This window comes from Nostoc sp. DSM 114161, from assembly GCF_052692665.1.
Genome location: NZ_CP195141.1, coordinates 2487045 through 2510804, shown reverse-complemented (window position 1 = coordinate 2510804; position 23760 = coordinate 2487045). Strand labels below are relative to the sequence as shown.

The following is a 23760-nucleotide window of genomic DNA, read 5'->3' as shown; positions in this document are numbered from 1 at the left end:
GGTAGGTTGCAAAACCGAAGACTTGTCCGACTCAATCAGATGATAATTTAGTAGTACATCTACTAGATGCTTGGGTTTCACTTCATTCAACCCAACCTACAAAATTTAGCTGGATTTAGCCAAAGCGATTCCAATATTTTATAGACAATCAACAATAGCACGCAATAATTAAAATATTGCTTCTAATCTACTTTTATTCAATATGACTCAATTATCAAAAACAAGCCGAAGTCAGGAATGGAGGAAATCTAACGTTACGCCTGAAGAAATAAATCTCCGTCAAGCACAACGTCAAGAACTGGGTGCGCGGTGTCGTACTATTTTTGAGTGCCTTCGTCCCCAACTCATCGACAACCATTACAACTGGTTTATCGCTATTGATGCAGAAAGCGAAAACTATCTAATTGATGCGAAACTAGAAGGTTTGCTAGAGCAAATTCGCACGCGATATATTAATGCAGATGCGAAACTTACTATCTTTCGCCTTAACGAAATTGGAGCCTGCGGCACGATATGATTGCGGGCAGGTTTGGTAACAATGGAGAATTGTTCTTTGAAATACAATTAATTGTAGCTAATGGCGAGCAATTTGAAGTTGAAGCAATACTTGATACAGGTTTTACATCCGGGTGGCTGGCGATTAATTCTCAAGACTTGGAAGGTATTGAATGGCCGATAGTTATACCTCAGATTGAGATGCAAACTGCCAGAGGATTAGAGTATTTTGATTTATATGAAGGAAAAGTCGTTTTTGCTGGCAAAGAATTTATCATTCCCGTTCATGTAGGAGAACAACTACCTGATATTTTGCTCGGTTCACTGTGGTTGGATATTATGCAGTTGGTTGTGAATAAACCAAAAGGGATTTTGACCTTAGAAGTGGTGCAAGGAGATTAGTAGTAATTCGTAGCTGTAAAACAAAGGCTGAAGAATGGGTTAAATTCTTCAGCCTTTATGCTATGGAACTCAGACTTTAAACAGTCGTGATATCTTTTTCTTTTTCTGCCAAGGATGCATCTATTTTGGCAATATACTCATTGGTCAGTTTTTGCAACTTGTCTTGGTTGTCTTTTGATTCATCTTTGGAGATTTCAGACGCCTTCTCCTGTTTGCGAATTGAGTCTAAGGCATCGCGACGGATGTTGCGAATGGCAACGCGACCCTCTTCAGCATACTTAGCAGCCATTTTGACAAATTCTTTCCGCCGATCGCTTGTCAAAGGCGGAATATTCAGCCGAATAACAGTACCATCGTTACTGGGTGTTAAACCTACATCCGAAAGAGAAATTGCTTTCTCAATGATGTTTAAAGTGTTGCGCTCGTAAGGTTGAATTTGAATTGTTGAAGAATCTGGCGTGCTAATATTTGCCACTGACTTTAGGGGCGTAGGCGAACCGTAGTAGTCCACCAAGACTTTATCTAGTAAACTCGCATTGGCGCGACCAGTGCGAATTGTGTTAAAAGCTCGTTGAGTCGCCTCAACGGTTTTTTGCATTGTACTCTCAGCTTCAGCTAATTTCACAAGAACCTCCCACAAGGGTGCCGATGGTTTCTCCCATGACTGCTCGGTGAATGTTACCTCGCACCGTCAAGTCAAATACCAAAATCGGGATATTGTTTTCTTTACACAAGGCAATCGCAGTACTATCCATTACTCGCAAATCATGAGCCAAAACGTGGGCGTAGGTGAGGGTCTTATAACGCTTGGCATTAGGATGAATATGAGGATCGGCATCGTATATTCCGTCTACCTTGGTGGCTTTAAAAATCACTTCAGCTTCAATTTCTGCGGCTCTTAATGCCGCAGTGGTATCTGTGGTAAAAAAGGGATTTCCAGAACCAGCGCCAAAAATTACCACCCGCCCTTTTTCAAGATGACGGATGGCACGACGACGAATATACGGTTCCGCTAATTCTTGCATCGCGATCGCAGTTTGCACCCGCGTCTGCACTCCTATTCGCTCCAGCGAATCTTGTAGGGTCATGGCGTTCATTACCGTGGCAATCATTCCTACATAGTCAGCGGTTGCCCTATCCATCCCCGCCGATGCCGCTTTGACGCCACGAAAAATATTGCCGCCGCCAACAACGATGGCGATTTGAGACCCAGTGGCTACTACCTCTGCTATTTCCTGGGCTATTTCTTTCACCACTTCTGGATCGATCCCGTAGCCCATGTTGCCCATTAAAGCTTCACCGCTCAGTTTGAGTAAAACCCGTCGGTAATTCGTTCCCATGAAATTACGCTTTATCAAAAAAGTTGCAATTGCCTCCAATTTAAGATAGCAGTTACAGGGACTATCTATGTCTAATTACGCCAAATCAATGTAGTACCTATGGGTTCTGTTTGTGGTATGGCTATTTCTTGACCCGCAAACAAACAGGCGATCGCAGTTTTCAAATAATTCTGTCCCACAGATGATGGATCTTGTGGGCGATCGTCAATTTGGCCTTTGTAGCGTACTATGCCTGTACTATCTATCAAAAATGCCATTGGTGTTTTTGTAGCGCCAAAACTGCGGGTTACATCTTGGGTTGGGTCCCACAAGTAAGGGAAGTTCAACTCGTGACGCTGGGCAAAAACTTTCATATTTTCAAAGGTCGATCCGGAGTCGCTACCATTCATGCCAATCAAGGTAAAGCTTGAAAGACCAAATTCGGCTTGAATGTTTTTGAGTCTGTCTACATACAACTCTACATAAGGACAGTCGTTACATATAAAAACAACACCGACTGCACGGAACTTCTCAAGATAACGGCTAAGATGGTGAACTTGACCATCAATTCCTGGGAGTTCAAAATCTGGTGCGTAGCTTCCGATGGGAGTATCAATTGTTTCTAGTATATTCATCTTTTCTGGCTCGCAGGACTAGGAACAAGAAAAATATTGTTAAATTCAGCGTCAGTTTCCAGTTGCAAACCACCCCTTAGCCGATGCCTCATGTCCAACAATTTTATAAACCAGGTTGGCGATCGTAAATTGTGAAACTACTGAATCTAGCACTGATGCTAATTTCATCACATCTATCATTAGTACCTTGGTTATATATTAACTAAGCTAGTAAATAATATTACTGAATTTGAAGTATCGTAAGTAGCATGGTTTTCAAAGCTCAAGGATAGCATCAGAGTATAAATGTGTGCCAACATGGCGAGAATTTAATTCAGATGACAGAAACTCTGGCTCCTAATACTGACATAATCTAATTTGTGAGTAAATTAGCATCAACAATACGAACACTGCCTATGCTAGATAAAACTATTAGCATAACGCTAGTATTAAATGCCTAGAAGCTTTTGTGTTATATGTCTAAGTTATCACCAAACCAAAAGATTTAGTTTGAAAATCTGATAAATTTTACTCAAAATCAAAATAATTTTGCTTGAGTTTACAGCTGAAAATCTTATACCGTTGCGTTCATCAAATTCCCTATGACAACCTCAAGTTCAAAAACCTGGATTTGGCAAGGTTTTACTATCTGCTATCAAACCCAAGGAACCACTGGGCCAGCTGTTGTTCTGGTGCATGGATTTGGGGCTTCTTGGTGGCACTGGCGAAAAAATATTCCTGTATTAGCAGAGAATTGCCGTGTTTATGCTATTGATTTGATTGGTTTTGGTGGTTCAGCCAAACCCGAACCCGGTGAAAAAATTGCCTACACCTTAGAAACCTGGGGACAGCAAGTAGCAGATTTTTGCCGCGAAGTAGTGGGCGAACCAGCTTTTTTAGTGGGAAATTCCATTGGCTGTATTGTAGCCATGCAAGCAGCGGTGAGTCAGCCAGATATTGCTTTGGGAGTTGCTTTGCTCAACTGTTCTCTACGGTTGTTGCACGATCGCAAACGGGCAACTTTACCCTGGATTCGTCGTGCAGGAGCGCCTTTACTGCAACGGGTGTTATCTATTAAACCAGTTGGTGAGTTCTTTTTCAATCAAGTCGCCAAACCAAAAACAGTACGGAAAATTCTACTCAAAGCCTATGCCAACGCAGAAGTAGTTACAGATGAATTAGTAGATATTCTAACTTCCCCAGCCAGCGATCCTGGTGCTGTGGCTGTGTTTCTGGCATTTACTTCTTATTCCACAGGGCCTTTACCAGAAGACCTTTTACCGGTGTTACCTTGTCCGGCAATTATTTTGTGGGGAGCAGCCGATCCTTGGGAACCGATTGAATTAGGTAGAGAATTAGCTAACTTTGAGCAAGTACAAAAATTTATTCCTTTAGAAGGAGTGGGGCATTGTCCCCAAGATGAAGCACCAGAGTTAGTTAACCCGATTTTACAAGATTGGATTCGGGAGCGATCGCAGTTAATAGACTCGGCAAAATTAGAAGCATAATTTATGCCCAGCAATTCCCAAAATTTTCAGAATATTTATTCTGCTGAAATTAATCACAAAGAGTAGAAAGATAGGTGTTAGCGATCGCACCTATTTTTTTGCTTAAATGAACCACTTTAATTTATGAATAAGTAAGCACCCATACTGGCAAAATACCTTAATGGGTGCTAAGTTAAAGCTGCATAATTGAGTTAGACAATCAAAAACTTGCTAGTCAAGTAGTGAAAAGTATTTGCACATAGATGAAGAAAGAGAAACAAAAAAGTAAGTGCTATCCTTAATTTCTACCTTTGTTATCTCTTGTCTATTGATTTAATGCCTTTAGAGGGCATAGTAGACCGCCTAAACCTCTCTCAAACCCTGATTTATCTTCAGCGTGAGTTTGCTTCTTCTCTACTAATTGCAAAATTTAAACTACAAGACTAGTTAGTAGTTAGATTTGATAGACTGACACTGACTATAAGCCAGGTTAGTCATTATTTTCTAGTCTTCTCCTTCTGGCTCTACCTTCGTAGTAGAAGTCCTCACCTCTAGGGAACAAGTAGAAATAACCTTTTTTCAAGTCTATGTCTAGGTCTCTATTTCTTTGTCCCCCAGCTAGAAGCTGTTGTTCTTCTGTGGATAAATCCACAAGTAAATCAGATTGGATAACTTGATTCAACATGATTAATGACCTCCCTTACAAATGTAGGCGCGTACACCTATGTGCTTTAAACATAAGTGTCAATCACCATACTTTTCTTTATAGATTGCTTTTTTAAAAAATTAATTATCCTAAAGTTATAGATTAATAATATCTAAATTATATTGAAAAGCAAAATATAAGCGCATTAAGATTTTTTGGGTTCATTGTTGTCATTGAAACCTAATTTTTAATTTAATTTATTGAATTGCAAAGAAAAAGATAGATGCGATTTTACATCTATCTTGATTAACTCTAGTCCTTTTATTTCATGCATTTAGAGAATATAGTACATGGCTCAAACTCTCTCATTTTATTTATTGTGAGCGAGTTATGTAAGAGGATATTTCTAAAATCTACCCTTGTATCAATATCGCCTCTAGCTCTGTTTCCCCAGGGAAAAGTAGCCTTCTTAAAGTCTTTATTTTTAAGGAGAATAATGGCATATATGAAGTTTTGGGTATTTCAGCCCCTACTTTTAAAATATCCTCTGAGCTTCTACTTCTTCCACTAATTAAAATCAAATTTTTCTGAGGCTAGCAGTACCTCTGAAAAGGTATTGGTTCCGAGGAGAAGGAAATGATAAAAAGCCTTGACAACCAGAAGAAGAATTTTTACTATCTGATTCATTATTCTCTGATTGGTCGCCATCTAATCCTTCTTGTTCATCTTGTCCCCCAGCAAGAAGCTGTTGTTGCTCTGTGGATAGATCCACAAGCAAATCAGAGATTATTTGAGTTGACATAAATTATTTACCTCACTTACTTATTTAGACCTCAATGGTCTATGTTTTTATTATTAATTATATATATGGATATAAAACTAATCTAAAGTTAGAAATTTTAGCTACAAATTTACCACCATTGGTTAATGAAATTGTAATTATAAAATAATCGATAAAATTGCTACAAAAGTAAATCAATTTTATTTCTATGTTTAAAAAGGAAAACATTTTTGATTTCACATAAAATTATAAAATCAAAAATGTTTTTCAATAAATAATTTACTTGTTTGCGAATATTTTGTTGAGAATATTTACAATAGAGTTATTGATTAGATTGTGCAACGAGCTAAAATTTGGTATTGCCAGGTTTAGGTTTATAGAAGACGCTAAAGTAAGTTGTGATGAAAGATATTTAGTATTTTGTGAAGAAATATCACCATTTGCAGTTATTAATGTGTTGTTTGCTGTAGTTTCGATTTTACTTTGCTGGAGTAAAAAATTACCTTCACTTGGCATATTTGTAATCTGCCCAGCAATTAAGGTTTCCTGTTCTTTTGGTGACAAATCTCTGAAGCACTGAGAATTGCCGGATTTGATATTTTCAGACATAGTTTTATTTGCTCAGAGGCTATTTTTTACAGTGATAAAAACTTTAAATGCTCTCCTTGCTGAGAGAGGAAAGTTTCAAGTGTACCTTGTATTTGTACCTGACCTTTATCTAACAGTACAATCCAGTCAGCTCGATTAACTACGCTGGGACGATGGGTGATTAAAATTGTGGTTTTGCCTTGTCGGTATTCCAAGAGTCGGTCTAGTACGTGAGATTCGCTGAGTGGATCGAGTCCGGCGGTTGCTTCGTCTAAAATGAGTACGGGTGGATTAGTAAGAATGCCTCTAGCGATCGCTAATCTTTGTCTTTGTCCGCCAGAGAGATTCGCCCCAAATTCCCCCAAAACAGTTTGATACTGATTTGGAAGTTGACTGATAAACTCGTCTGCATCTGCAATTTGGCAAGCTTTGACAATTTCCTCAAAGGAAATGTAAGGCGTTCCTAAGCGGAAGTTTTCCAAAATCGACCGACTCCAGAAATGAGGCTCTTGCGGTACATAAACTACTTGTTGTCGCAAACAATCCAAGGAAAGGTCTTGAATGTTATAGAAGCCAATGCGAATATTGCCATTTGCCTGATATAAACCTGCAATCACTTTCGCTAGAGTACTTTTACCACAGCCTGATTTACCAATTAAAGCAGTTACTTTTCCCCCAGGAAGCTTGAGAGAAAAATCCTCTAATAAATCAACTCTTCCAGGGTGGTGAAATTGCAAATGAGAACAGCGAATATCTGCATCCCCAGCGATTTGAACAACTGGCTTTTGACTGCCTCCAACTACTTCCGGGGTAGCATCGATAACTTCCAACAACCGAGAGACTGCTGTTTGAGAGCGAAAGTATTCATCCACAAAGTGAATTAAAGAGTCAATTAAATTGAGAACATTCACCTGCAATGCGTTAAAAGCCAGCATTTGACCGATGCTCAACTCTCCTTGAATTACTAAAATACTTCCTAGCCCAAGTAAAATCACACCGCCGAGAGTAGCCAAAAGTTTAGCAATTGTACCGTTAATAATTCCGATTTGGATGGTACTGAAAGTCAAATTTGCAAGGCGACCAAAACGGCTTTGGAATTCATCCCAAAATTGTGGTGCAGCGTTTGTAGTTTTGATTACCTGCGCTCCCTTAAAAGTTTCTACTAAAACCCCTTGATTTTCCGCTCCCAAAACTAACAAATTGCGCGTTTTTTGTTGAAGTATAGGTAAAAAAGGTAGGGTAGATAAAGTCATTAAGGCTGCAAACAAAATAACCGCTAGTGTCAGTTTCCAGCTATAAAACAGCATCAAGCAGAAAGATATAACTGCAATAAAAAATTGGCTGGGTAAAAGAATCACAATCTGCGATACCAATTGGTTGATTTCATTGATATCTCTCAGTCGGCTAGTGATTTCACCACTGCGGCGGGCTTCGTAATAATTTAAGGGTAACTGAAGAATTTTTCGGGCAAACTCTAAAACTAAACCTAATTGCAGTCGTTGACCAAAATGAGCAATCATCGTACTTTGTAATAGTTGCAGACAACTGCTGAATAAGCTCATGACTACAACGGCACAGACGACAACAGTAAGTAACTGGGTATCGCCGCGTACAAGGACATCATCTGTGAGTAGTTGGATTAAAACCGGAGTACCTAATGCTAATAGACCCAGAACAATATTGAGCGCTAAAACCTGAGTCAGCAAACCACGATAAGGTAATATCCGATGAAAAAAGCGTACTAAACCACCTTTTGCTTGTTCTTGGGGCTGCTGAAAAAATCGCTCTGGATCTGGTTCAACTAATAACATTACCCCATTCCAAGCTGTTGTCAACTCTTCTCGGCTGACATAACGGATACCTACTGCTGGATCTGCGATCGCATAATTCTTCCCTTGCTGGTCGTATAAAATAACCCAGTGGTGACCCTGCCAATGGATAATTGCTGGTAGTTGTATTTCTTTAATTCTATCTACGATCGCAGGTGCAGCTTTAACTGCTCTAGCATTAAAACCTAAAGCCTCAGACCCACGTTTTAAACCCAACAAAGTTGTTCCTAACTGTCCAGTTCCAACTGCATCTCGACTGCGATTAATGCTTAAAAAACGTCCATAATGTTTGCAAATTGCAGCTAGACAAGCTGCCCCACAGTCCTCTTCACTCAACTGTAAAACATACTCGTAATTTTTACCGAGTTTGAATAGATTAAACATGTTAACCTTTAATGATTCGTAATTACAAAAGAAGGCAGGAGGCAGGAGTAAATATTTTTATTCAATTTATTAACACTGAGTCTAAAAATATTATTCCTTCTGAATTCTGACTCCTGACTCCTGAATCCTGACCCCTAAATTCAAAATTCCGTAATAAATCTGGCTTTTCTGAGAATGAATTGAAGTACAGTCTCTTGGCGGGAAATAATATCAGATCTACCTTCCATGCCAGATTTGAGATAACATTTACGCTCGCTACCAAGATATAGAGTTTGTGGTTCAATAGTTACTTCGTAAGCAACTACTTGGGCTAAACTTGGATTTGCATTATTTTTGATAAGTGGTAAGGCGTCTGGGGCAATTGTTTTGACGCTGCCGTTAAGGGTACCGTAGTCTGGATAGGGACAAGCAGAAACCTGCATTTTAACTCGTTGTCCTGGTTTTACCTTGTCAATGTCTTGAGCAGGTACGCGAGCTTTAATTAATAAAGGTGCATTGAGAGGAGCAATTTGAGCAATGGCTTCGCTTGGTTGCACTACCTGTCCTGGGTTGCGAAGATTCAATTGCAGCAGCGTTCCGGTGATTGGCGATCGCACTATACTTCGATCGAGGTCGGTTTTAATTTCTTGCAGTTCTTGAGTGGTGCGATCGATTTCCTTTTGAAGTTCGAGGTGCTGTTGGAGTAAAGTTTCTCGTTCTTTTTTCAAAGCAGCTAAGGTAGCCTCACCTCTGGCTTGTTCCTGCTTAATCTGTTCGGATGCAACGGTTACACCAGCATTAGTAGGATTAATGGCGGTTTTAGCCTTTTTTAGGTTTGTTTCGGCGACCTTCAAGGCTTGTTCTTTTTCCTCTAGGATATTTTTGGCGCTGTCTTTAACTTGTTCTAGCTTGGCTTGAGCCGTTTTAACCGCTTGTTCTTTTTCCTCTTGGAGATTTTTAGCATTAGCTTTAGCTTGTTCTAGTTTCGCCTCGGCAGATATAAGTGCTTGTTCTTTTTCCTCAAATAGATTTTGAGAAATAGCCCCTGATGCTACTATTGGCTGCAAGCGATCGCGTTGCACCTTGGCTAAAGTTAAAGCCGCTTCCGCTTCTTGTACGGTGGCCGTTAAAACTTTTTCTCGCTGCAAGCGATCGCGTTGAACTTTAGCTAAAGTTAAAGCGGCTGAGGCTTCTTCTAAAGCTGCGGTGAAGAGTTTTTGTTGTTGCGATCGCTCTTGTTGCGCCTTGGCGAAAGTTAGGATTGCTTGTGCTTGTGCCATTTCAGCTGTAGCTATAACTTGCCGATCTTCATAGTTGCGTTGCGTACCATCTAATTGGGCTTGTGCAGCTATAATCGAGCGATTATTTAAACTTATCTGCGCCGCAATCTGAATCTCATTTTCACGCAGTTGAGCATCAATTTGAATTAGTTGCAATTGAGTTTGCCTAATACTACTTTCTAGTTGACTCTTTTGAGTCTGGAGGCGGGAATTATCAATAGTCGTAATCGCTTGCCCCTGAGTCACCACTTGATTTTCCTGAACATTAATGTTTTGAATGCTTCCACTCATAGCAGACTGAACAACCCGGAGTTCTCCCACCGGTCGAATACTTGCAGGAACTTTGACCGTAACGTTGTAATTCAAAACAGATGTTAAAGTCACCCCTACTACAAAAGTAGCCAGCAAAACTCCCGTACCGATGCTTGTCCACTTGCTGATACGGGGGAGAAACTCGTTAGCTTCAACTAGATGGAGTTGCTCTGGTAATGGTTCATTAAACCTATTCCCAAAGTAGTTTTCTTCAAGGCGTGACAAGCTCACAACACTACACCTTTTGTATTAATGAATACTTTCAATGTCAACTCATTACCTGGCCAAATTCCCTTGGCGAACCACTAGAGTCTGTTTGATTAATTTTGTAAGGCTCTGATTGAGAGATTTATCCCTCAATTTCAAGCACTCAAGTGGTGACTAAAAACTTTTACAAAAGATTCCAAATATTACAGATATTGTTCATAGTAGCCAACATCATTTTCCATAATTGTTTATAATCAATAAAGGGGGAAGAAAAAGGCAACTGCGATGCGCTAGAATCGCCTTTTTCATATTTTTGACGCCGACAACAGGTTGATGAAATCAAGAAGAACGCTCAAACTCTCTCAAAGTCCTCACTTACATTGAGCGAGTCATCAAAATCTTCTGTCCCCCTTTTATCTGCAAAACAAAATTTCCTAAATTTACTTATTTGCAGAGTCAGTTTTACCAGAAGCACTCAGCCAAAGTTTTAGCAGTGTAAAAATGAAAATTACACAAAAGCTTTGGAATTTTTGAGCGTTACAGCTATGAAATTGAAGATTTTCAGTTAGGGAAAGATGCAAAAATTCATCCTTAACTTTTGAGAGTTTGAAAAGTTTCACTCATCAGTTTATCCCTAAATAATTTTTAGATATGTGAAGTATCTTGGTGTAACAGCGAGTTTTGATAATGGCGCTGACTTAACCTGAATTTTTGATAGTGCTGAATTAGCGAGTTAGAAAGATTGAAATTCTTATTCTACCGTTTAAAAGTGATACAGAAGTCAAAGTTGCGATCTGGTAATAATAATTTAACCAGGCTTAAAGAATTTTCTGAAGTGTTAGTGACGTTATTTTTGTGGACAGGAAAAGTATCAGTTTTGCGTAATGGGTGGTAAATACTTGTTCCACTTACCTCTCAATATAAAAGATTTTAGAGGCTATTAGTGCAGTTTTAACAAAAGAATTTAGCCAGATGGTTTGGTTATGCAAATGCGAAAATTTCAGGAAAGCTCTGGAATCAGTTACTGATTCCAGTGCTTAAGAATTCAAAAACTTAAGCGCCTATATTGCTTACCACTATTACCAATGTCTGCAATATCAACTATTTCGTTTAAAATTGCAGATTTTTGTAGTAGAGAAAAGGAGAAACAAACAATGAGTTTGATGAAAACATTGATTTGTTCTATACTTTTAACTTTTTGACATCTACTACTCGCAATTAGCAGCTTTATCTGAAGCGCTCTAGTTTAATAGATGGTTTTTGCAAGTTACTTAGCAAAGCGTCTCAAAAGACGAGGGAAACCTTCTCCTCCCAAGGTTAGAGTATCTTGTGCTCCAGTAGTTAACTTACTCTTACTTGCTAGCGAATTAGAACTGCTGCCTTGGGGGCCGGAACTAGTTGTTCCTTGTATAAATCCCTGGTTTTGACCGTAGATGCTGCGACTATTCTCTGAGTCGCCGCCAGCTAAAAGCTGTTGTTGCTCATCAGATAAATCGAGTAGCAACTCTGATGCAATTATTTGATATGACATGATTATTGGCCTCACTTACAAAATCAGGTGTTTCACCACCTAAGACCCAACTATAGGCATTGTTTGTCAGGATTTCATAAATCTTGAGACATAATTGAAAATTGCATTTTTGTTTCTCAAGATAGATATAAAATCTTCTATTTGTTTTAGATATGAGAATACGCTAGAGCAGGTATGGTCAATATTTAGTGTTTTTCAAACTATTTAGAATATCTGAACATAATATTGAGGAATTTTCGATATGGTAGGGAACGGGCAATAGGCAACAGGCTGGAAAATCTCTTAATGTCAGGGTTTTTCGATTAGTTTATGTCCTACATCTCGAAGCTACCCAGTTAGAGTCAATTACAGGTATCCAGCGACTGACTGTATTAGCTTTGTCTGTCGCCGTGCGTATTTTACCAAGCCCCGTTGGGGCGGGGTTTGGGGTGTGGGGTTGCAGGTTTGGGGAAAATACAGCCCCAACAACCAGCGGGTCAAAAGCCCAGCCTTTTTAAGGCGCTTGCATTGGAAGGGGTTAGAATCCCTTGTCCTAGCAGTCCCCAAACCTGCAACCCCACCCCCTACACCCTGTTCAATCATGATTTTTTAAACATCCTCTAAAACCTTGGCGTACTTTATTAACTTCAAATCTGCTGTATTAAAAAAGTAAAACTCAACAAAAAACCCCATCTTCCTATTCCCCACTCTACGGTAAATTGCTAACTTTTGCTTGTTCAAAATAGCCATACACCACTTGAGAGACTTGACGAATAAAATCTCTTGCTCTCAGATCGTTATTTGGTCTTTTCACAAAAATTCCTGCTAAGTAACGCTTACCTGAAGGCGTTTGAATAATACCCGCATCACCCAATACAAAACGCAAAGTTCCTGTTTTGTGAGCTATCTTTGCACCAGAACCTAAACCAGATGGAAGCAGTTTTCTATTGTGACAACCATACATAATACCTAGAACTTGAGACTTACTTTTATCAGAAAGTAGCTGATTATTTACCATCAAAGCAGAAAGTTTTACTAAGTCTTTGGCGCTAGTTTTATTAGTTCCATTAAAGTCCCCTAACATCCGGCGCAGAGCAGTACTTTGCAATCCCCAACTGCGAAACCGCTGATTTAATTTAGGAATTCCGCCTAAGCGAGCAATAATCATATTTGTGGCGGTATTATCACTGATGGTCATCATCATAGTTGCAGTTTTTAAGACACTATACTTGCTTCCCACCCGCTTATACTGCATACTACCCGAACCACCAACGACATATTTACGCTGCATTACTAAAGTCTCGTCTAGCTTGATTCTTCCGGCGTCTACTTCTTGAAATAAAGCAATCAAAATCGGGTACTTGATTGTACTAGCCGCCGGAAAAGCTTTGGTACCATTGACACTAATATAGTCTCCTGTTTCCAAGTCCATGAAAAAGATTCCCGGAGTCAAGAATTTATAACGAGAAACTAATTTATTAATCGGAGTTTTTAGTTCTGATATCTCGCGTCCTAAAGGAACTACACCAGTGAATTGAGGAGTATTTGTTGGGGTAACAACATTACTAGGAACTGGAGGAACAAATTTAAGTGGCGGTAATTGTAAATTAGCTTGATTTCCATTCAAGTCATTAGACGAGTAAACTTTATTACTGTTAGGATTGGCTTTTACTGGCGACGAAAGCAGAAAAAGACTGATGAGGCTAAGAGAAAACCAGCGTAGTTTCATGTATTGTTGTTAAATTTAGTCTTATATTTACTTACAAGAATTTTCAGGTAAGAAAAATAAAATCATGACATGGAAGATGATAGTCAATAAAATATCCAATGTCAACATTTATGAATAAATACTCAAAAATAGTTTCATCGATATAAATGACAGCTTGCTTGATTCAATTTAGAGTAATTTAAATAACATTTATTGGAAAAATAGGCTTAAAAATTAATACCTATAGCAGAAACATTGACAAACTAGTAGTGTGTCAACCCAAACATAATGGGTGAAGGTAAGAATAGGTAAACAGTTTTTTCTGTTTCTCGCCTTTACTTGTTACAACAGACTCCATCAGTGGCGCTTGGAGCAATAAAAATTTGTGTTCTTTATGGCAGGCTCATTGTACCTGTACTCGATGTTATTTGATAGGTCTGTCTAAAGGTCACTGAACTTTAGGAAGTACCACTCAGATGAAGATTGTGTTTTAATAAACAATGAGGCATATTGTGATAGTCGATACCAAAACCACACAATTACTCACTGTTATACTGGAAGAAGCAGAGATATAAGTCAAATCAAGATTGAAAGCTGTTATTTACGTACAAAAGTGCAATTCATATTTTACTTCGATTAAGACTACCCTTCTACACACCTTATAAAACTGTATGAATCATTCATTGATAGTTAAACCAGGGCTATTACTCTTTATCCTGACAATAGGATTTGTCAACTATTCTCCTGTACAAGCAAGTATTACAGATACGACATCTCAAAACCAAAAGCAGCTAAAACAACAATCTTCTCAACAACTATGGCAACAATTTCGACAGCAACAAGATCGAGTCAGATTACAACAACAACAGCGGATTGAACAAATTCGCTTGCAAAATCAACTCAGACAACAACCGTTCGGGCAACCTACTACAATGGATCGACTAAGACAACAACAAAGGCAGCAAATGGAGAGATTACAACTTCAACAGCAATCTCAACAAGAATTCAGACAACAGCCGTAAAGGTCATATGACAAAATTATTGAGCTAACAAGGCAAAAGTAAAAAGTTAAAAGACAAAAGAAAGAAAAAGGAAAATCAAACAAACCTCTAAATTGTATTTAGGTGGATTATCTTTTGAGTTTTGACTTTTTACTCACTTAATAATATTTTGCTAACTAAGGCTATTCTGGCAGTATAAATCCTGTTATCCAACATATTGTTGACTTGAAGCAGATACCCTAATTGTTAGCCGATTTTACCATTATTGCTGCCATCGAATCATCTATTACTCCACAGATGTATGCTTTCCTTCAACAGCTAGATGCCTTTGATTGTGCAATATTGCAAAGCTATGAGAATGAATTCTGATAGTTTTTCTAAGGGACATATTTCGTGGATATCAGCAGACGCGATTTGTTAAAGTTTGCTTCTACGTCAGGTTTGGTTGTAACGGGGTTGGCAGCTTCACAAGGAATTGCCAGACAAGGTTTAGCCCAAAATCAACCTACTTCAACTCAGATCAAAAGCGGCGAAATGATCTATAGGACGCTAGGACGTACAGGAGAAAAAGTATCCGTAATTGGTTTGGGAGGTCATCACATCGGACGACCAAAAGACGAGCAAGAGGGTATTCGTCTAATTCGTACTGCCATCGATCGCGGCATCAATTTCATGGATAATTGCTGGGACTACCATAATGGCGGTAGCGAAATTCGCATGGGTAAAGCTCTCCAAGACGGTTATCGAGAAAAAGTTTTTCTGATGACCAAAATCGATGGTCGCACAAAAGAGGCCGCTGCTAAGCAAATTGACGAATCTTTAAGACGTTTGCAGAGCGATCGCATTGATTTGTTACAGCATCATGAAATAATCCGTATGGAAGACCCAGACCGCATCTTCGCTCCTGGCGGCGCAATGGAAGCTGTCGTAGCAGCACAGAAAGCAGGCAAGATTCGCTACATCGGATTTACCGGACACAAAGATCCTTTAGTTCACTTGCGAATGTTGGAAGTTGCTGCTCAAAACAACTTCCGTTTCGATGCGGTGCAAATGCCGTTAAATGTAATGGATGCCCATTTTAGAAGTTTTGAGAAGCAAGTTCTACCTCTTTTGGTAAAAAATCAAATTGGCGTATTAGGTATGAAATCAATGGGCGACCAAAACATTCTCAAGAGCAACACAGTCAAACCCATCGAATGCCTACATTACGCAATGAATCTGCCAACCTCAACAGTAATTACAGGCATTGAGAGTATGCAAATTCTCAATCAAGCGTTTGAGGCGGCACGCACATTTAAGCCAATGAGTCAAGAACAAGTCAGCGCCTTGCTGAATCGAACTCGTCAGGCTGCTGCAAAAGGCCAGTATGAATTATTTAAAACTAGTAACCAATTTGACGGTACAGCTAAGAATCCTCAGTGGTTGGGATAACTAAGTAGGAGGCAGGGGGCAGGGGGTAGGAGGGGGGAGGTGTGGGAGGTGTGGGAGGTGTGGGAGGATGGTGAAGAAATCTTTCCCCCCTCTCTCCCCACACTCCCCACACTTCCTTGTCTCCCCTGCCCCCCTCTCTCCCCACACTCCCCACACTTCCTTGTCTCCCCTGCTCCCTGCTCCCCGGTTACTGAGCGCAGTCGAAGTATGGTTCCCTGCCTATCCCATCAATGGGATATTTTTTACTTGTCTTGTATATTTTGATGGGTTATGATGCTATTGCATTCATATTACATGGTGCAATAGCTGTTCAAAATGTTACTTTTATTGTTGATACCTGTGTATTTACGCAGAAATCATTTAAGATAGCTGTAGTTAATTTTTAACCTCATCTTAATAGCTTGAAGACATGATGAATCATGTGTCTGAGAGCTACAGGTATATACTCACCTAAAAAAAGCATATTTATCCCACCAAATGCTAAATATAACAGTTACCTGCTGAGTGCCGCGCAAAGCTTCGGTATCAGAGTCAAATATTAACTTGTTTGGCTATTTACTACTGAATTGTGCTGCACCTAGAGTCCTGTTAAAGTACCAAGTTCATATTTTTATCAACCCAAAACAACTTTTTGAAACATGCAAACAAAATATCTAGCTTCAATACTTACACTAGGCGTAACATTATCGGCTTCGGCTATACCCGTAATGCCATCTCACGCCGAAGAAACATTTAAAGTCCCAACCTCTTACGAGCTGCAAAATAAGCAGCAGCAACTCAAGGTTACTTATTCAACAACTAGCTTTACTGGTGAGCCACGTCTACAGTATCAAAAGGGACGACAGATATTGCAATTTACTGGAGACGAAATCCGAACTACAGACACAGAAATTGGAACGCTAGTAACTGTGACTCTTTCCAAAACTGTAGATACTGGCTCTACTACTTTTAGTTTGCTTATACCTGCTGTCAACTTGGGAAACAGCAACGAAGCCCCAATTGAAACTAAAGGTATTACAACTGAGAACCGTTTTTCAACGATTCCGGCATTTAATCAAGGACAGAGACAGATATACAGGGTTACTCCTTTGTTTGGTACAGCCCAAGCTCTCGTATTCTAAAGCAGTTTGTGTTCCAGCCCACGTCTGTTTTCGAGTCAGGCGTGGGGCTTGTGCGTTTGCGAAACACATATGGTTGGGAACCGCTATCTAAGTATTCTTCGCGCTAACTCTTTGCTGATTTAAGATAATAACTGACGCAGAATCAGTTTACCAACTCGTGGCTGGATAAAACTTAAAATGTACTCCACCAATTTGGGTGCAATAGCTGACAATAATGGCAATAATAAAACATTAATATTGCTAAAGCCATTAATACCGCCAATAGCAATGCTGGGAATTAGACAAACTAGTGCCCACGCTAACCAATTTATAAATTTAGAGTTGATAGAAGTAAGTCTTTGAAACTGATTAGCAAGCACATAGCGGGTAGTCGCAAATAATATAGTTAAGCCTAGCCAAGCAAATATTGATAGCATTGCATTTGCTGGATTCAAATTGTAGACTACAAACCCAGCAGTCAAAGATGAAGCTACTTCCCAAATTAATAAATTGGGTTGAATTTGCAAACTACTTATTAATTGTTCAGTCAGCCAATAGTGGGCAGAGACAATTTTTGCAAAGTTAGAATCTTGGAGAGAATTACGTTTAATTTTGTGAAATATATCACCATTAAAAATTACAGTAGTTTGCAAAATGATATCTTCATCTTCATAAGCATCTGAAGATGATTGAGACTGTTTGTAATAAGAATTAAAATTGATTCCAGACTGTAAGCTTGTTTCTTGTTGTGCAGTTTTACTGAAAAAAATCTGTAAAATACTTAAATATAAACTTTTACTTATTGAATTTTGATTTTCAAATACTAGCTCGCGACTAAAACAGCTATAGTACCACAGTTCAATTATCAGCTTTGGGGGAATTTCAAGAGAAACGCTATTTTCTTTTGCTTGCTGAATCTGTTCTATAATTGTTTCATTTAAATAAAAACTACACACTCCTTCTTCAATCTTAAGTTCAAAGCGATCGCCTTCAGGAATCTGTAGTAATATTTTATGATTGGTTTTTTCTAAACTAGCATTCATTCTCAAGATAATTTTGCAATATTTTGTACCAAATTAATTAAAAAGCTAAATGTTCCACGCCACTGCTTTTCGCCAGCAACCAGCCCTTCATTATGCGTACTAATGATGGAATTTTTAGCTTCTTCAGGTAAATTAAACAATTCTTTATTGTAACGAGTGATAATATCCCCATCTAACTGCATCACCGTTTGAGCATAAATAATATCAGTTTGAGTACTTGTAACGTTACCACCATCAAGGGCTGCTTTTAGTTCAGCTATTTTTCGCAAAGTCCGAACAAATCTCCCATTTCCTAAAAGTTTTTGAATTTCTTTATAATTTTCAATCCAATCTTCTCCATCGTTCCCATCTTTTCCATCAATAATCGGAGTTGGAGCAGGTAGTATAGGTTTGGCTAGTTTGATATTATGTTCATCAGCTTCAACTAGATTTTCTTGACGTTTTTTGGCGTCTTCAAGATTCTGACGATATCGTTTTATCCTCTCATCCTCAGGATTATAAAAACCAGAACCCTGTTCCAGCAAAAGATAAAAATATTCTCTTTCAAGTTGGTCAAATAGACTTTTATAACGCTGACGCAGTTCTTGAGCTTGAGAACCTTCTTTCGGAATTCCTTTTGCGTCAAAATAGTTTGGGTCATGTATTGAATAGATTTCTTGATATGCTTCCCAAGCATTAAATTTTGACCCATTAATTCTATCCACAACTATAGTATTCACTTCTAAAGCCGTGATGTCAGAAACTAATGTCTGTACAGAGGAGACAAAATTATTTAACACTCCTCTAGCTAGGTTTTGAATATCTTGGGGTTCAGCGCGATCGCGGCTTCTAGCCTGAATCCCATTTCGGTCTTTAATTTGAATATCATTAGACATATAATATTTTCTATAATCTCGTAGAATTAAAAGGTTTCAACTAAAATTAAACCTATTTTTAGGCAACGTTAAATATTCTACAACTTTAATTAACTAAAATAAGTCAAATCAAAAAAAACTTAATACTTTCAAAAAGTATTAATGTACAAAAGTAACGCTAATATCTTCAAGAGTTAATTTTATTCTTAAAAAGAAAATGCTGCATTAAATGGCATAAAAACCTAAGTGCAAGTTATCTTTCAATAAACATAGGAGTACCTGGGGAAAGAAAGTGTTTCTCTCATCCATAGTAGGTAGTAGACTTCTTGCAGAACTAGGGAAAAGGGTAAGGGGGAAAGGGAAAAGGAATAAAAAACCTTTCCCCTTTAACCTTTCCCCTTTTCCCACCTCTTGCAAAAGTTACTTTTGCAAGAGGTCTAGTGTGCCGTCTGTGCGCCTGCTCCTAAGATGTCAATCGATTAAAAGTATAATATAATACTGTCAATTTGATATAGATTGTCTAACATGTTGCTATTGCGTAAAGGCATTGTCACACCTTTTATAATCTGTGCGTGTATTTTGGGAGTTGGCTTGATTCAATTCCCTCGACTAGAAAAACTGCTAAATAGTAAAAAATCTGCCTCGTTAGAAACTCTAGAAAAAGATATTAAATCAGAAAAAACTAGGCTTTCTTTTATCAAAAAACTGCCTAGTTTTGGTTATGATAATTTGATTGGCGATTGCGTATATCTAAATTTTTTACAATATTTTGGGGATAATGAAGTTCGAGACAAAACAGGTTATAGTTTAAGTCCAGAATATTTTGAAGTAATTCTAGAACGCGACCCGCGATTTTTAGCAGCCTATCGCAGTCTTTCCGTTAGTACTTCATTGTATGCTGCCATGCCAGAACGAGCGATCGCATTATCAGAGAAAGGCTTAAAATACCTATCTCCATCAGTTCCGGAAAAGTCTTATTACGTGTGGCGTTATAAAGGAACCGATGAGTTATTATTTTTAGGCAATCCTCAAGCTGCGGAACAATCTTTTGGGACAGCCGCTAATTGGGCGAGAAACTTTTCAGATGAAGAAAGTCAGTTTGTAGCTGTTAGTTCTCAAAAAACTTCTGAATTTCTTAAGCGAAATCCTAACAGTAAATATGCTCAAATTGCTACTTGGGCAATGGTTTTAAATAATCAAGTTGACGAGAAAAGTCAAAAACGCGCAATTAGCGAAATCGAATCTTTGGGAGGAAAAGTAATTAAAACTCCTGAAGGAAATTCTAAAATTATATTTCCGCCAAAAGATTGAATTAGTCGATGAGTGTTGACTGATGACTAAAGAAAATAAGCAATATCTTTAGGAGCAAGAGCGTGTCAATAAAATTGGCAGAATCTAATATTCAAATATTAGGATGTTTTCCTGTGATGTCTCAGTTGCGTCCTCACCTCGACGAGGCTAAATTTATAGAACAAGTTCGATATCAGATGAAAGAAGGATATCAAATTGCATTCTTGGAAATAGAGAAGCAAACTGTGGCAGTTGCTGGATTTCGCATTTATACGTCTTTATCATCGGGGAAAATTTTATATATTGATGATTTAGTTGTTGATGAATGGAAGCGATCGCAGAACTACGGTCAACAGTTATTTCAGTGGCTAATTGAATATGCAACAAATAACGACTGTAAACAACTCAGCCTTGATTCTGGCGTTCAGCGGTTTGCTGCTCATAGATTTTATCTCACGCAGCGTATGAGCATTACAGCTCATCACTTTTCAATAGAGTTGTAGCCATAAGCAAGATGAGCCAACAAAATGACATTTTTTGGTATGACGGTAAATTAATTCACTCCCAAACTCTAGAATTAAACATTAACGATCCGGGTTTACTTTATGGAGCGACGATTTTTACAACTTTGCGAGTTTATCAGAACTCCCTGGATAGTAACTTAACTAATTGGCAAGCACATTGCGATCGCCTGCTTTTCTCACTACAATCTTTTGGCTGGCAACAACCCGACTGGAAGCGTATCCGCCAAGGTGCCCAACTTCTTCTCCCACACTTCCCCGTTCTCAGAATTACCCTGTTCCCCGATGGACGAGAGTGGATAATTGGCAGATTCCTCCCACCAGATTTGACAGAAAAACAAAAAAATGGTGTTGCGTGTTGCGTCGCTAGTTCAGAATTTTCTCGTTCTCTGCCTTCTCATAAAACTGGAAATTACCTGAGTGCTTGGTTAGCAAAAACTAGCTCAGATGCTCAAGAAGCAATATTAGTAGATGCCCAAGGAAATTGGCTAGAAACTAGTACGGGTAACCTTTGGGGATGGTTTGACGGTAGTTGGTGGACGCCGCCAATCAAAGCCGGAATTTTGCCGGGAATCATGCGATCGCAACTGATAAACTACTTGCAAAACCAGCAGCAGCCCATACAGCAAGAACCTTGGAGTGTAGAGCTAGTCAAGAAATTTGAAGCGATCGCCTACACTAATAGTGTGGTCGAGATTATCCCCGTTCATACCGTTCATCAGTCAACAGGATCGTTACAATATAATCCACACCATCCCAGTTTTCAGCAAATAAGGGGGCTTTTTTTAGCATGACAGCCACGCCATTCTGTTATATCTTAAGATAAGTTAACATAATTCTTAATAATGACCTCTCCGCTCACAGACAGCACTCGCTACGCGATGGCGCGAAAAATACAGGAGGATAGACCTTAGTGAATAAAAGATGGAGAAACGCAGGGCTGTATGCGCTGCTATTTATTGTTGTCATTGCCCTGGGAACAGCATTTTTTGACAAACAACCCCAAAGCAGAGAGACATGGCGATATAGCCGCTTTATTCAAGAAGTTGAACAAGGCAGAGTAGAAAAAGTCAGCCTGAGTGCAGACCGTTCTACAGCATTGGTTACACCCAAATACGATGGAAATAAACGCTTAGTAACCTTGGTCAACGACCCAGATTTAATCAATACTTTGACATCAAAAGGCGTTGATATTTCAGTATTGCCCCAAACCGATGAAGGATTTTGGTTTAAGGCACTGAGCAGCTTATTTTTCCCTGTATTGCTTTTGGTTGGCTTATTCTTCTTGCTACGTCGCGCTCAAAGTGGCCCGGGCAGCCAAGCCATGAACTTTGGCAAATCCAAAGCCAGAGTACAAATGGAACCCCAAACACAGGTGACATTTGGTGATGTAGCTGGTATCGACCAAGCCAAGTTGGAATTAAACGAAGTCGTAGACTTTTTGAAAAACGCCGATCGCTTTACCGCCGTTGGTGCAAAAATTCCTAAAGGCGTGCTGTTAGTTGGCCCTCCTGGTACAGGTAAAACCCTCCTGGCTCGTGCCGTAGCTGGTGAAGCGGGCGTGCCTTTCTTCTCAATTTCTGGTTCGGAATTCGTGGAAATGTTCGTGGGTGTCGGTGCGTCCCGCGTCCGCGACTTATTTGAACAAGCCAAATCTAACGCTCCCTGTATCGTCTTCATCGATGAAATTGACGCCGTAGGTCGTCAGCGGGGTGCGGGTTTAGGTGGTGGTAACGACGAACGCGAACAAACCCTCAACCAGCTGCTCACAGAAATGGACGGCTTTGAAGGTAACACCGGCATCATCATTATTGCTGCTACTAACCGTCCCGACGTTCTCGATGCAGCCTTGTTGCGTCCCGGTCGTTTTGACCGTCAAGTAGTAGTAGACCGTCCCGACTATTCTGGACGCAGCGAAATCCTCAAGGTACACGCTCGTGGCAAAACCTTAGCCAAAGACGTGGACTTGGATAAAATCGCTCGTCGTACCCCTGGATTTACCGGCGCAGATTTATCCAACTTGTTAAATGAAGCCGCAATTTTAGCAGCACGGCGGAATTTAACTGAGATTTCGATGGATGAAATCAACGATGCGATCGACCGCGTACTAGCCGGGCCAGAGAAGAAAGACCGGGTAATGAGCGAAAAGCGCAAGACCTTGGTAGCATATCACGAAGCTGGTCACGCTTTAGTTGGTGCTTTGATGCCTGACTATGACCCAGTACAAAAGATTAGCATCATTCCTCGCGGTCGTGCAGGTGGTTTAACTTGGTTTACTCCCAGCGAAGACCGTATGGACACTGGTTTATACAGCCGCGCTTATCTGGAAAATCAGATGGCTGTGGCATTGGGCGGACGCATCGCTGAAGAATTAATCTTTGGTGAAGAAGAAGTTACCACCGGCGCTTCCAACGACTTGCAACAAGTAGCCCGCGTTGCCCGTCAGATGATTACCCGATTTGGCATGAGCGATAAACTCGGCCCAGTCGCCCTCGGTCGTCAGCAAGGTAACATGTTCCTGGGACGAGATATCATGTCAGAACGTGATTTCTCTGAAGAAACCGCCGCTGCCATTGATGAAGAAGTCCGCAAACTTGTGGATGTCGCTTATACCCGCGCTAAAGAAGTATTAGTCGGCAACCGCCACATTCTAGATCAATTAGCGCAAATGCTGGTTGATAAAGAAACAGTAGACGCCGAAGAATTGCAAGAAATTCTCGCAAATAACGATGTCAAAACTGCTGCGTTTGCTTAATTAAGCAAAAACTAGAACTATCAAATAGAAGTTAGGAGTTAACATAATTCCTGACTTCTAACTTTAAAAAATCGGCGTAACTCTGAAAAATTCCAGAGTTACCCCGATTTTTAATTTTTTTTAACAATAATCCAATACGCTTGGGTTAAAGGCTAATTCTACAAAATTGTGGGTTTTACCAGACGCGATAAATCGCTGTCTCTACAAGTGTTTTGGTATTATCT

The 23760-nt window shown here is 39.5% G+C and carries 22 protein-coding genes; 10 read left to right on the top strand and 12 right to left on the bottom strand.

The features are described from left to right. The first annotated feature begins 202 nt into the window (after positions 1-202). Both NSTC745_RS10855 and NSTC745_RS10850 read left to right on the top strand, forming a co-directional pair. The gene (locus tag NSTC745_RS10855) at positions 203-517 is read left to right on the top strand and encodes a hypothetical protein (protein ID WP_445637141.1); all 315 of its coding nucleotides are present in this window, start codon (positions 203-205) and stop codon (positions 515-517) included. After that, positions 514-897, top strand: a complete 384-nt coding sequence (locus NSTC745_RS10850; RefSeq protein ID WP_445637140.1) for an aspartyl protease — start codon at positions 514-516, stop codon at positions 895-897. Before NSTC745_RS10855 ends, NSTC745_RS10850 begins: the two co-directional genes overlap by 4 nt. Positions 898-973: 76 nt before the next feature. Here NSTC745_RS10850 and frr read toward each other — a convergent pair whose 3' ends face one another. From frr to NSTC745_RS10835, 3 genes are all read right to left on the bottom strand, one after another. Beyond that, positions 974-1522, bottom strand: a complete 549-nt coding sequence (gene frr / locus NSTC745_RS10845) for a ribosome recycling factor (protein ID WP_445637139.1) — start codon at positions 1520-1522, stop codon at positions 974-976. Beyond that, positions 1509-2237 (bottom strand): uridine monophosphate kinase, encoded by a 729-nt coding sequence (gene pyrH / locus NSTC745_RS10840; RefSeq protein ID WP_445637138.1) that lies wholly within the window; start codon positions 2235-2237, stop codon positions 1509-1511. The genes frr and pyrH overlap by 14 nt, the downstream gene beginning before the upstream one ends. Positions 2238-2308: 71 nt before the next feature. After that, entirely contained in the window at positions 2309-2851 is a 543-nt protein-coding gene (locus NSTC745_RS10835) for a thioredoxin family protein (protein ID WP_445637137.1), read from the bottom strand. 581 nt (positions 2852-3432) lie between these two features. On the opposite strand from NSTC745_RS10835, the gene NSTC745_RS10830 reads away from it, so the two are divergent. Beyond that, positions 3433-4338 carry an alpha/beta fold hydrolase gene (locus NSTC745_RS10830; RefSeq protein ID WP_445637136.1) on the top strand — a complete coding sequence of 302 codons (906 nt, stop codon included), beginning with the start codon at positions 3433-3435 and terminating at the stop codon, positions 4336-4338. A 469-nt stretch (positions 4339-4807) separates the two neighbouring features. On the opposite strand, the gene NSTC745_RS10825 is transcribed toward NSTC745_RS10830, so the two are convergent. From NSTC745_RS10825 to NSTC745_RS10795, 7 genes are all read right to left on the bottom strand, one after another. Continuing rightward, a complete protein-coding gene (locus NSTC745_RS10825) occupies positions 4808-5002 on the bottom strand; it encodes a hypothetical protein (protein ID WP_445637135.1) in 195 nt (64 codons plus the stop codon). A gap of 538 nt (positions 5003-5540) precedes the next feature. Further along, positions 5541-5765 (bottom strand): hypothetical protein, encoded by a 225-nt coding sequence (locus tag NSTC745_RS10820; protein ID WP_445637134.1) that lies wholly within the window; start codon positions 5763-5765, stop codon positions 5541-5543. Positions 5766-6023: 258 nt separating this feature from the next. Then, positions 6024-6353, bottom strand: a complete 330-nt coding sequence (locus NSTC745_RS10815; protein ID WP_445637133.1) for a hypothetical protein — start codon at positions 6351-6353, stop codon at positions 6024-6026. Positions 6354-6379: 26 nt separating this feature from the next. Then, entirely contained in the window at positions 6380-8545 is a 2166-nt protein-coding gene (locus tag NSTC745_RS10810) for a peptidase domain-containing ABC transporter (protein ID WP_445637132.1), read from the bottom strand. Between the two features lie 140 nt (positions 8546-8685). Continuing rightward, on the bottom strand, positions 8686-10347 hold the full coding sequence (locus NSTC745_RS10805) for an HlyD family efflux transporter periplasmic adaptor subunit (protein ID WP_445637131.1): 1662 nt from the start codon (positions 10345-10347) through the stop codon (positions 8686-8688). A gap of 1243 nt (positions 10348-11590) precedes the next feature. After that, positions 11591-11854 (bottom strand): CTB family bacteriocin, encoded by a 264-nt coding sequence (locus NSTC745_RS10800; protein ID WP_445637130.1) that lies wholly within the window; start codon positions 11852-11854, stop codon positions 11591-11593. A 688-nt stretch (positions 11855-12542) separates the two neighbouring features. Further along, positions 12543-13562, bottom strand: coding sequence for a serine hydrolase (locus NSTC745_RS10795; RefSeq protein WP_445637129.1), 1020 nt, complete (start codon positions 13560-13562; stop codon positions 12543-12545). A 650-nt stretch (positions 13563-14212) separates the two neighbouring features. Between NSTC745_RS10795 and NSTC745_RS10790 the strand changes: the two genes are divergently transcribed. From NSTC745_RS10790 to NSTC745_RS10780, 3 genes are all read left to right on the top strand, one after another. Next, entirely contained in the window at positions 14213-14563 is a 351-nt protein-coding gene (locus NSTC745_RS10790; RefSeq protein WP_445637128.1) for a hypothetical protein, read from the top strand. A gap of 372 nt (positions 14564-14935) precedes the next feature. Next, positions 14936-15973, top strand: a complete 1038-nt coding sequence (locus NSTC745_RS10785) for an aldo/keto reductase (RefSeq protein ID WP_445637127.1) — start codon at positions 14936-14938, stop codon at positions 15971-15973. Positions 15974-16611: 638 nt separating this feature from the next. After that, the gene (locus tag NSTC745_RS10780; protein WP_445637126.1) at positions 16612-17094 is read left to right on the top strand and encodes a hypothetical protein; all 483 of its coding nucleotides are present in this window, start codon (positions 16612-16614) and stop codon (positions 17092-17094) included. 119 nt (positions 17095-17213) lie between these two features. Here NSTC745_RS10780 and NSTC745_RS10775 read toward each other — a convergent pair whose 3' ends face one another. Further along, positions 17214-18116, bottom strand: coding sequence for a hypothetical protein (locus NSTC745_RS10775; RefSeq protein WP_445637125.1), 903 nt, complete (start codon positions 18114-18116; stop codon positions 17214-17216). A 2-nt stretch (positions 18117-18118) separates the two neighbouring features. Next, entirely contained in the window at positions 18119-18991 is an 873-nt protein-coding gene (locus tag NSTC745_RS10770) for a hypothetical protein (RefSeq protein ID WP_445637124.1), read from the bottom strand. Positions 18992-19495: 504 nt separating this feature from the next. On the opposite strand from NSTC745_RS10770, the gene NSTC745_RS10765 reads away from it, so the two are divergent. The 4 genes from NSTC745_RS10765 to ftsH3 all read left to right on the top strand — a co-directional run bounded on the left by NSTC745_RS10765 (position 19496) and on the right by ftsH3 (position 23536). Continuing rightward, a complete protein-coding gene (locus NSTC745_RS10765; protein ID WP_445637123.1) occupies positions 19496-20281 on the top strand; it encodes a hypothetical protein in 786 nt (261 codons plus the stop codon). Positions 20282-20343: 62 nt separating this feature from the next. Further along, on the top strand, positions 20344-20763 hold the full coding sequence (locus NSTC745_RS10760) for a GNAT family N-acetyltransferase (RefSeq protein WP_445637122.1): 420 nt from the start codon (positions 20344-20346) through the stop codon (positions 20761-20763). A gap of 11 nt (positions 20764-20774) precedes the next feature. Beyond that, complete coding sequence (locus NSTC745_RS10755) at positions 20775-21575, top strand: aminotransferase class IV (protein WP_445637121.1); 801 nt, start codon at positions 20775-20777, stop codon at positions 21573-21575. 119 nt (positions 21576-21694) lie between these two features. Beyond that, positions 21695-23536, top strand: coding sequence for an ATP-dependent zinc metalloprotease FtsH3 (gene ftsH3, locus NSTC745_RS10750; protein WP_096535515.1), 1842 nt, complete (start codon positions 21695-21697; stop codon positions 23534-23536). The last annotated feature ends 224 nt before the right edge of the window (positions 23537-23760 follow it).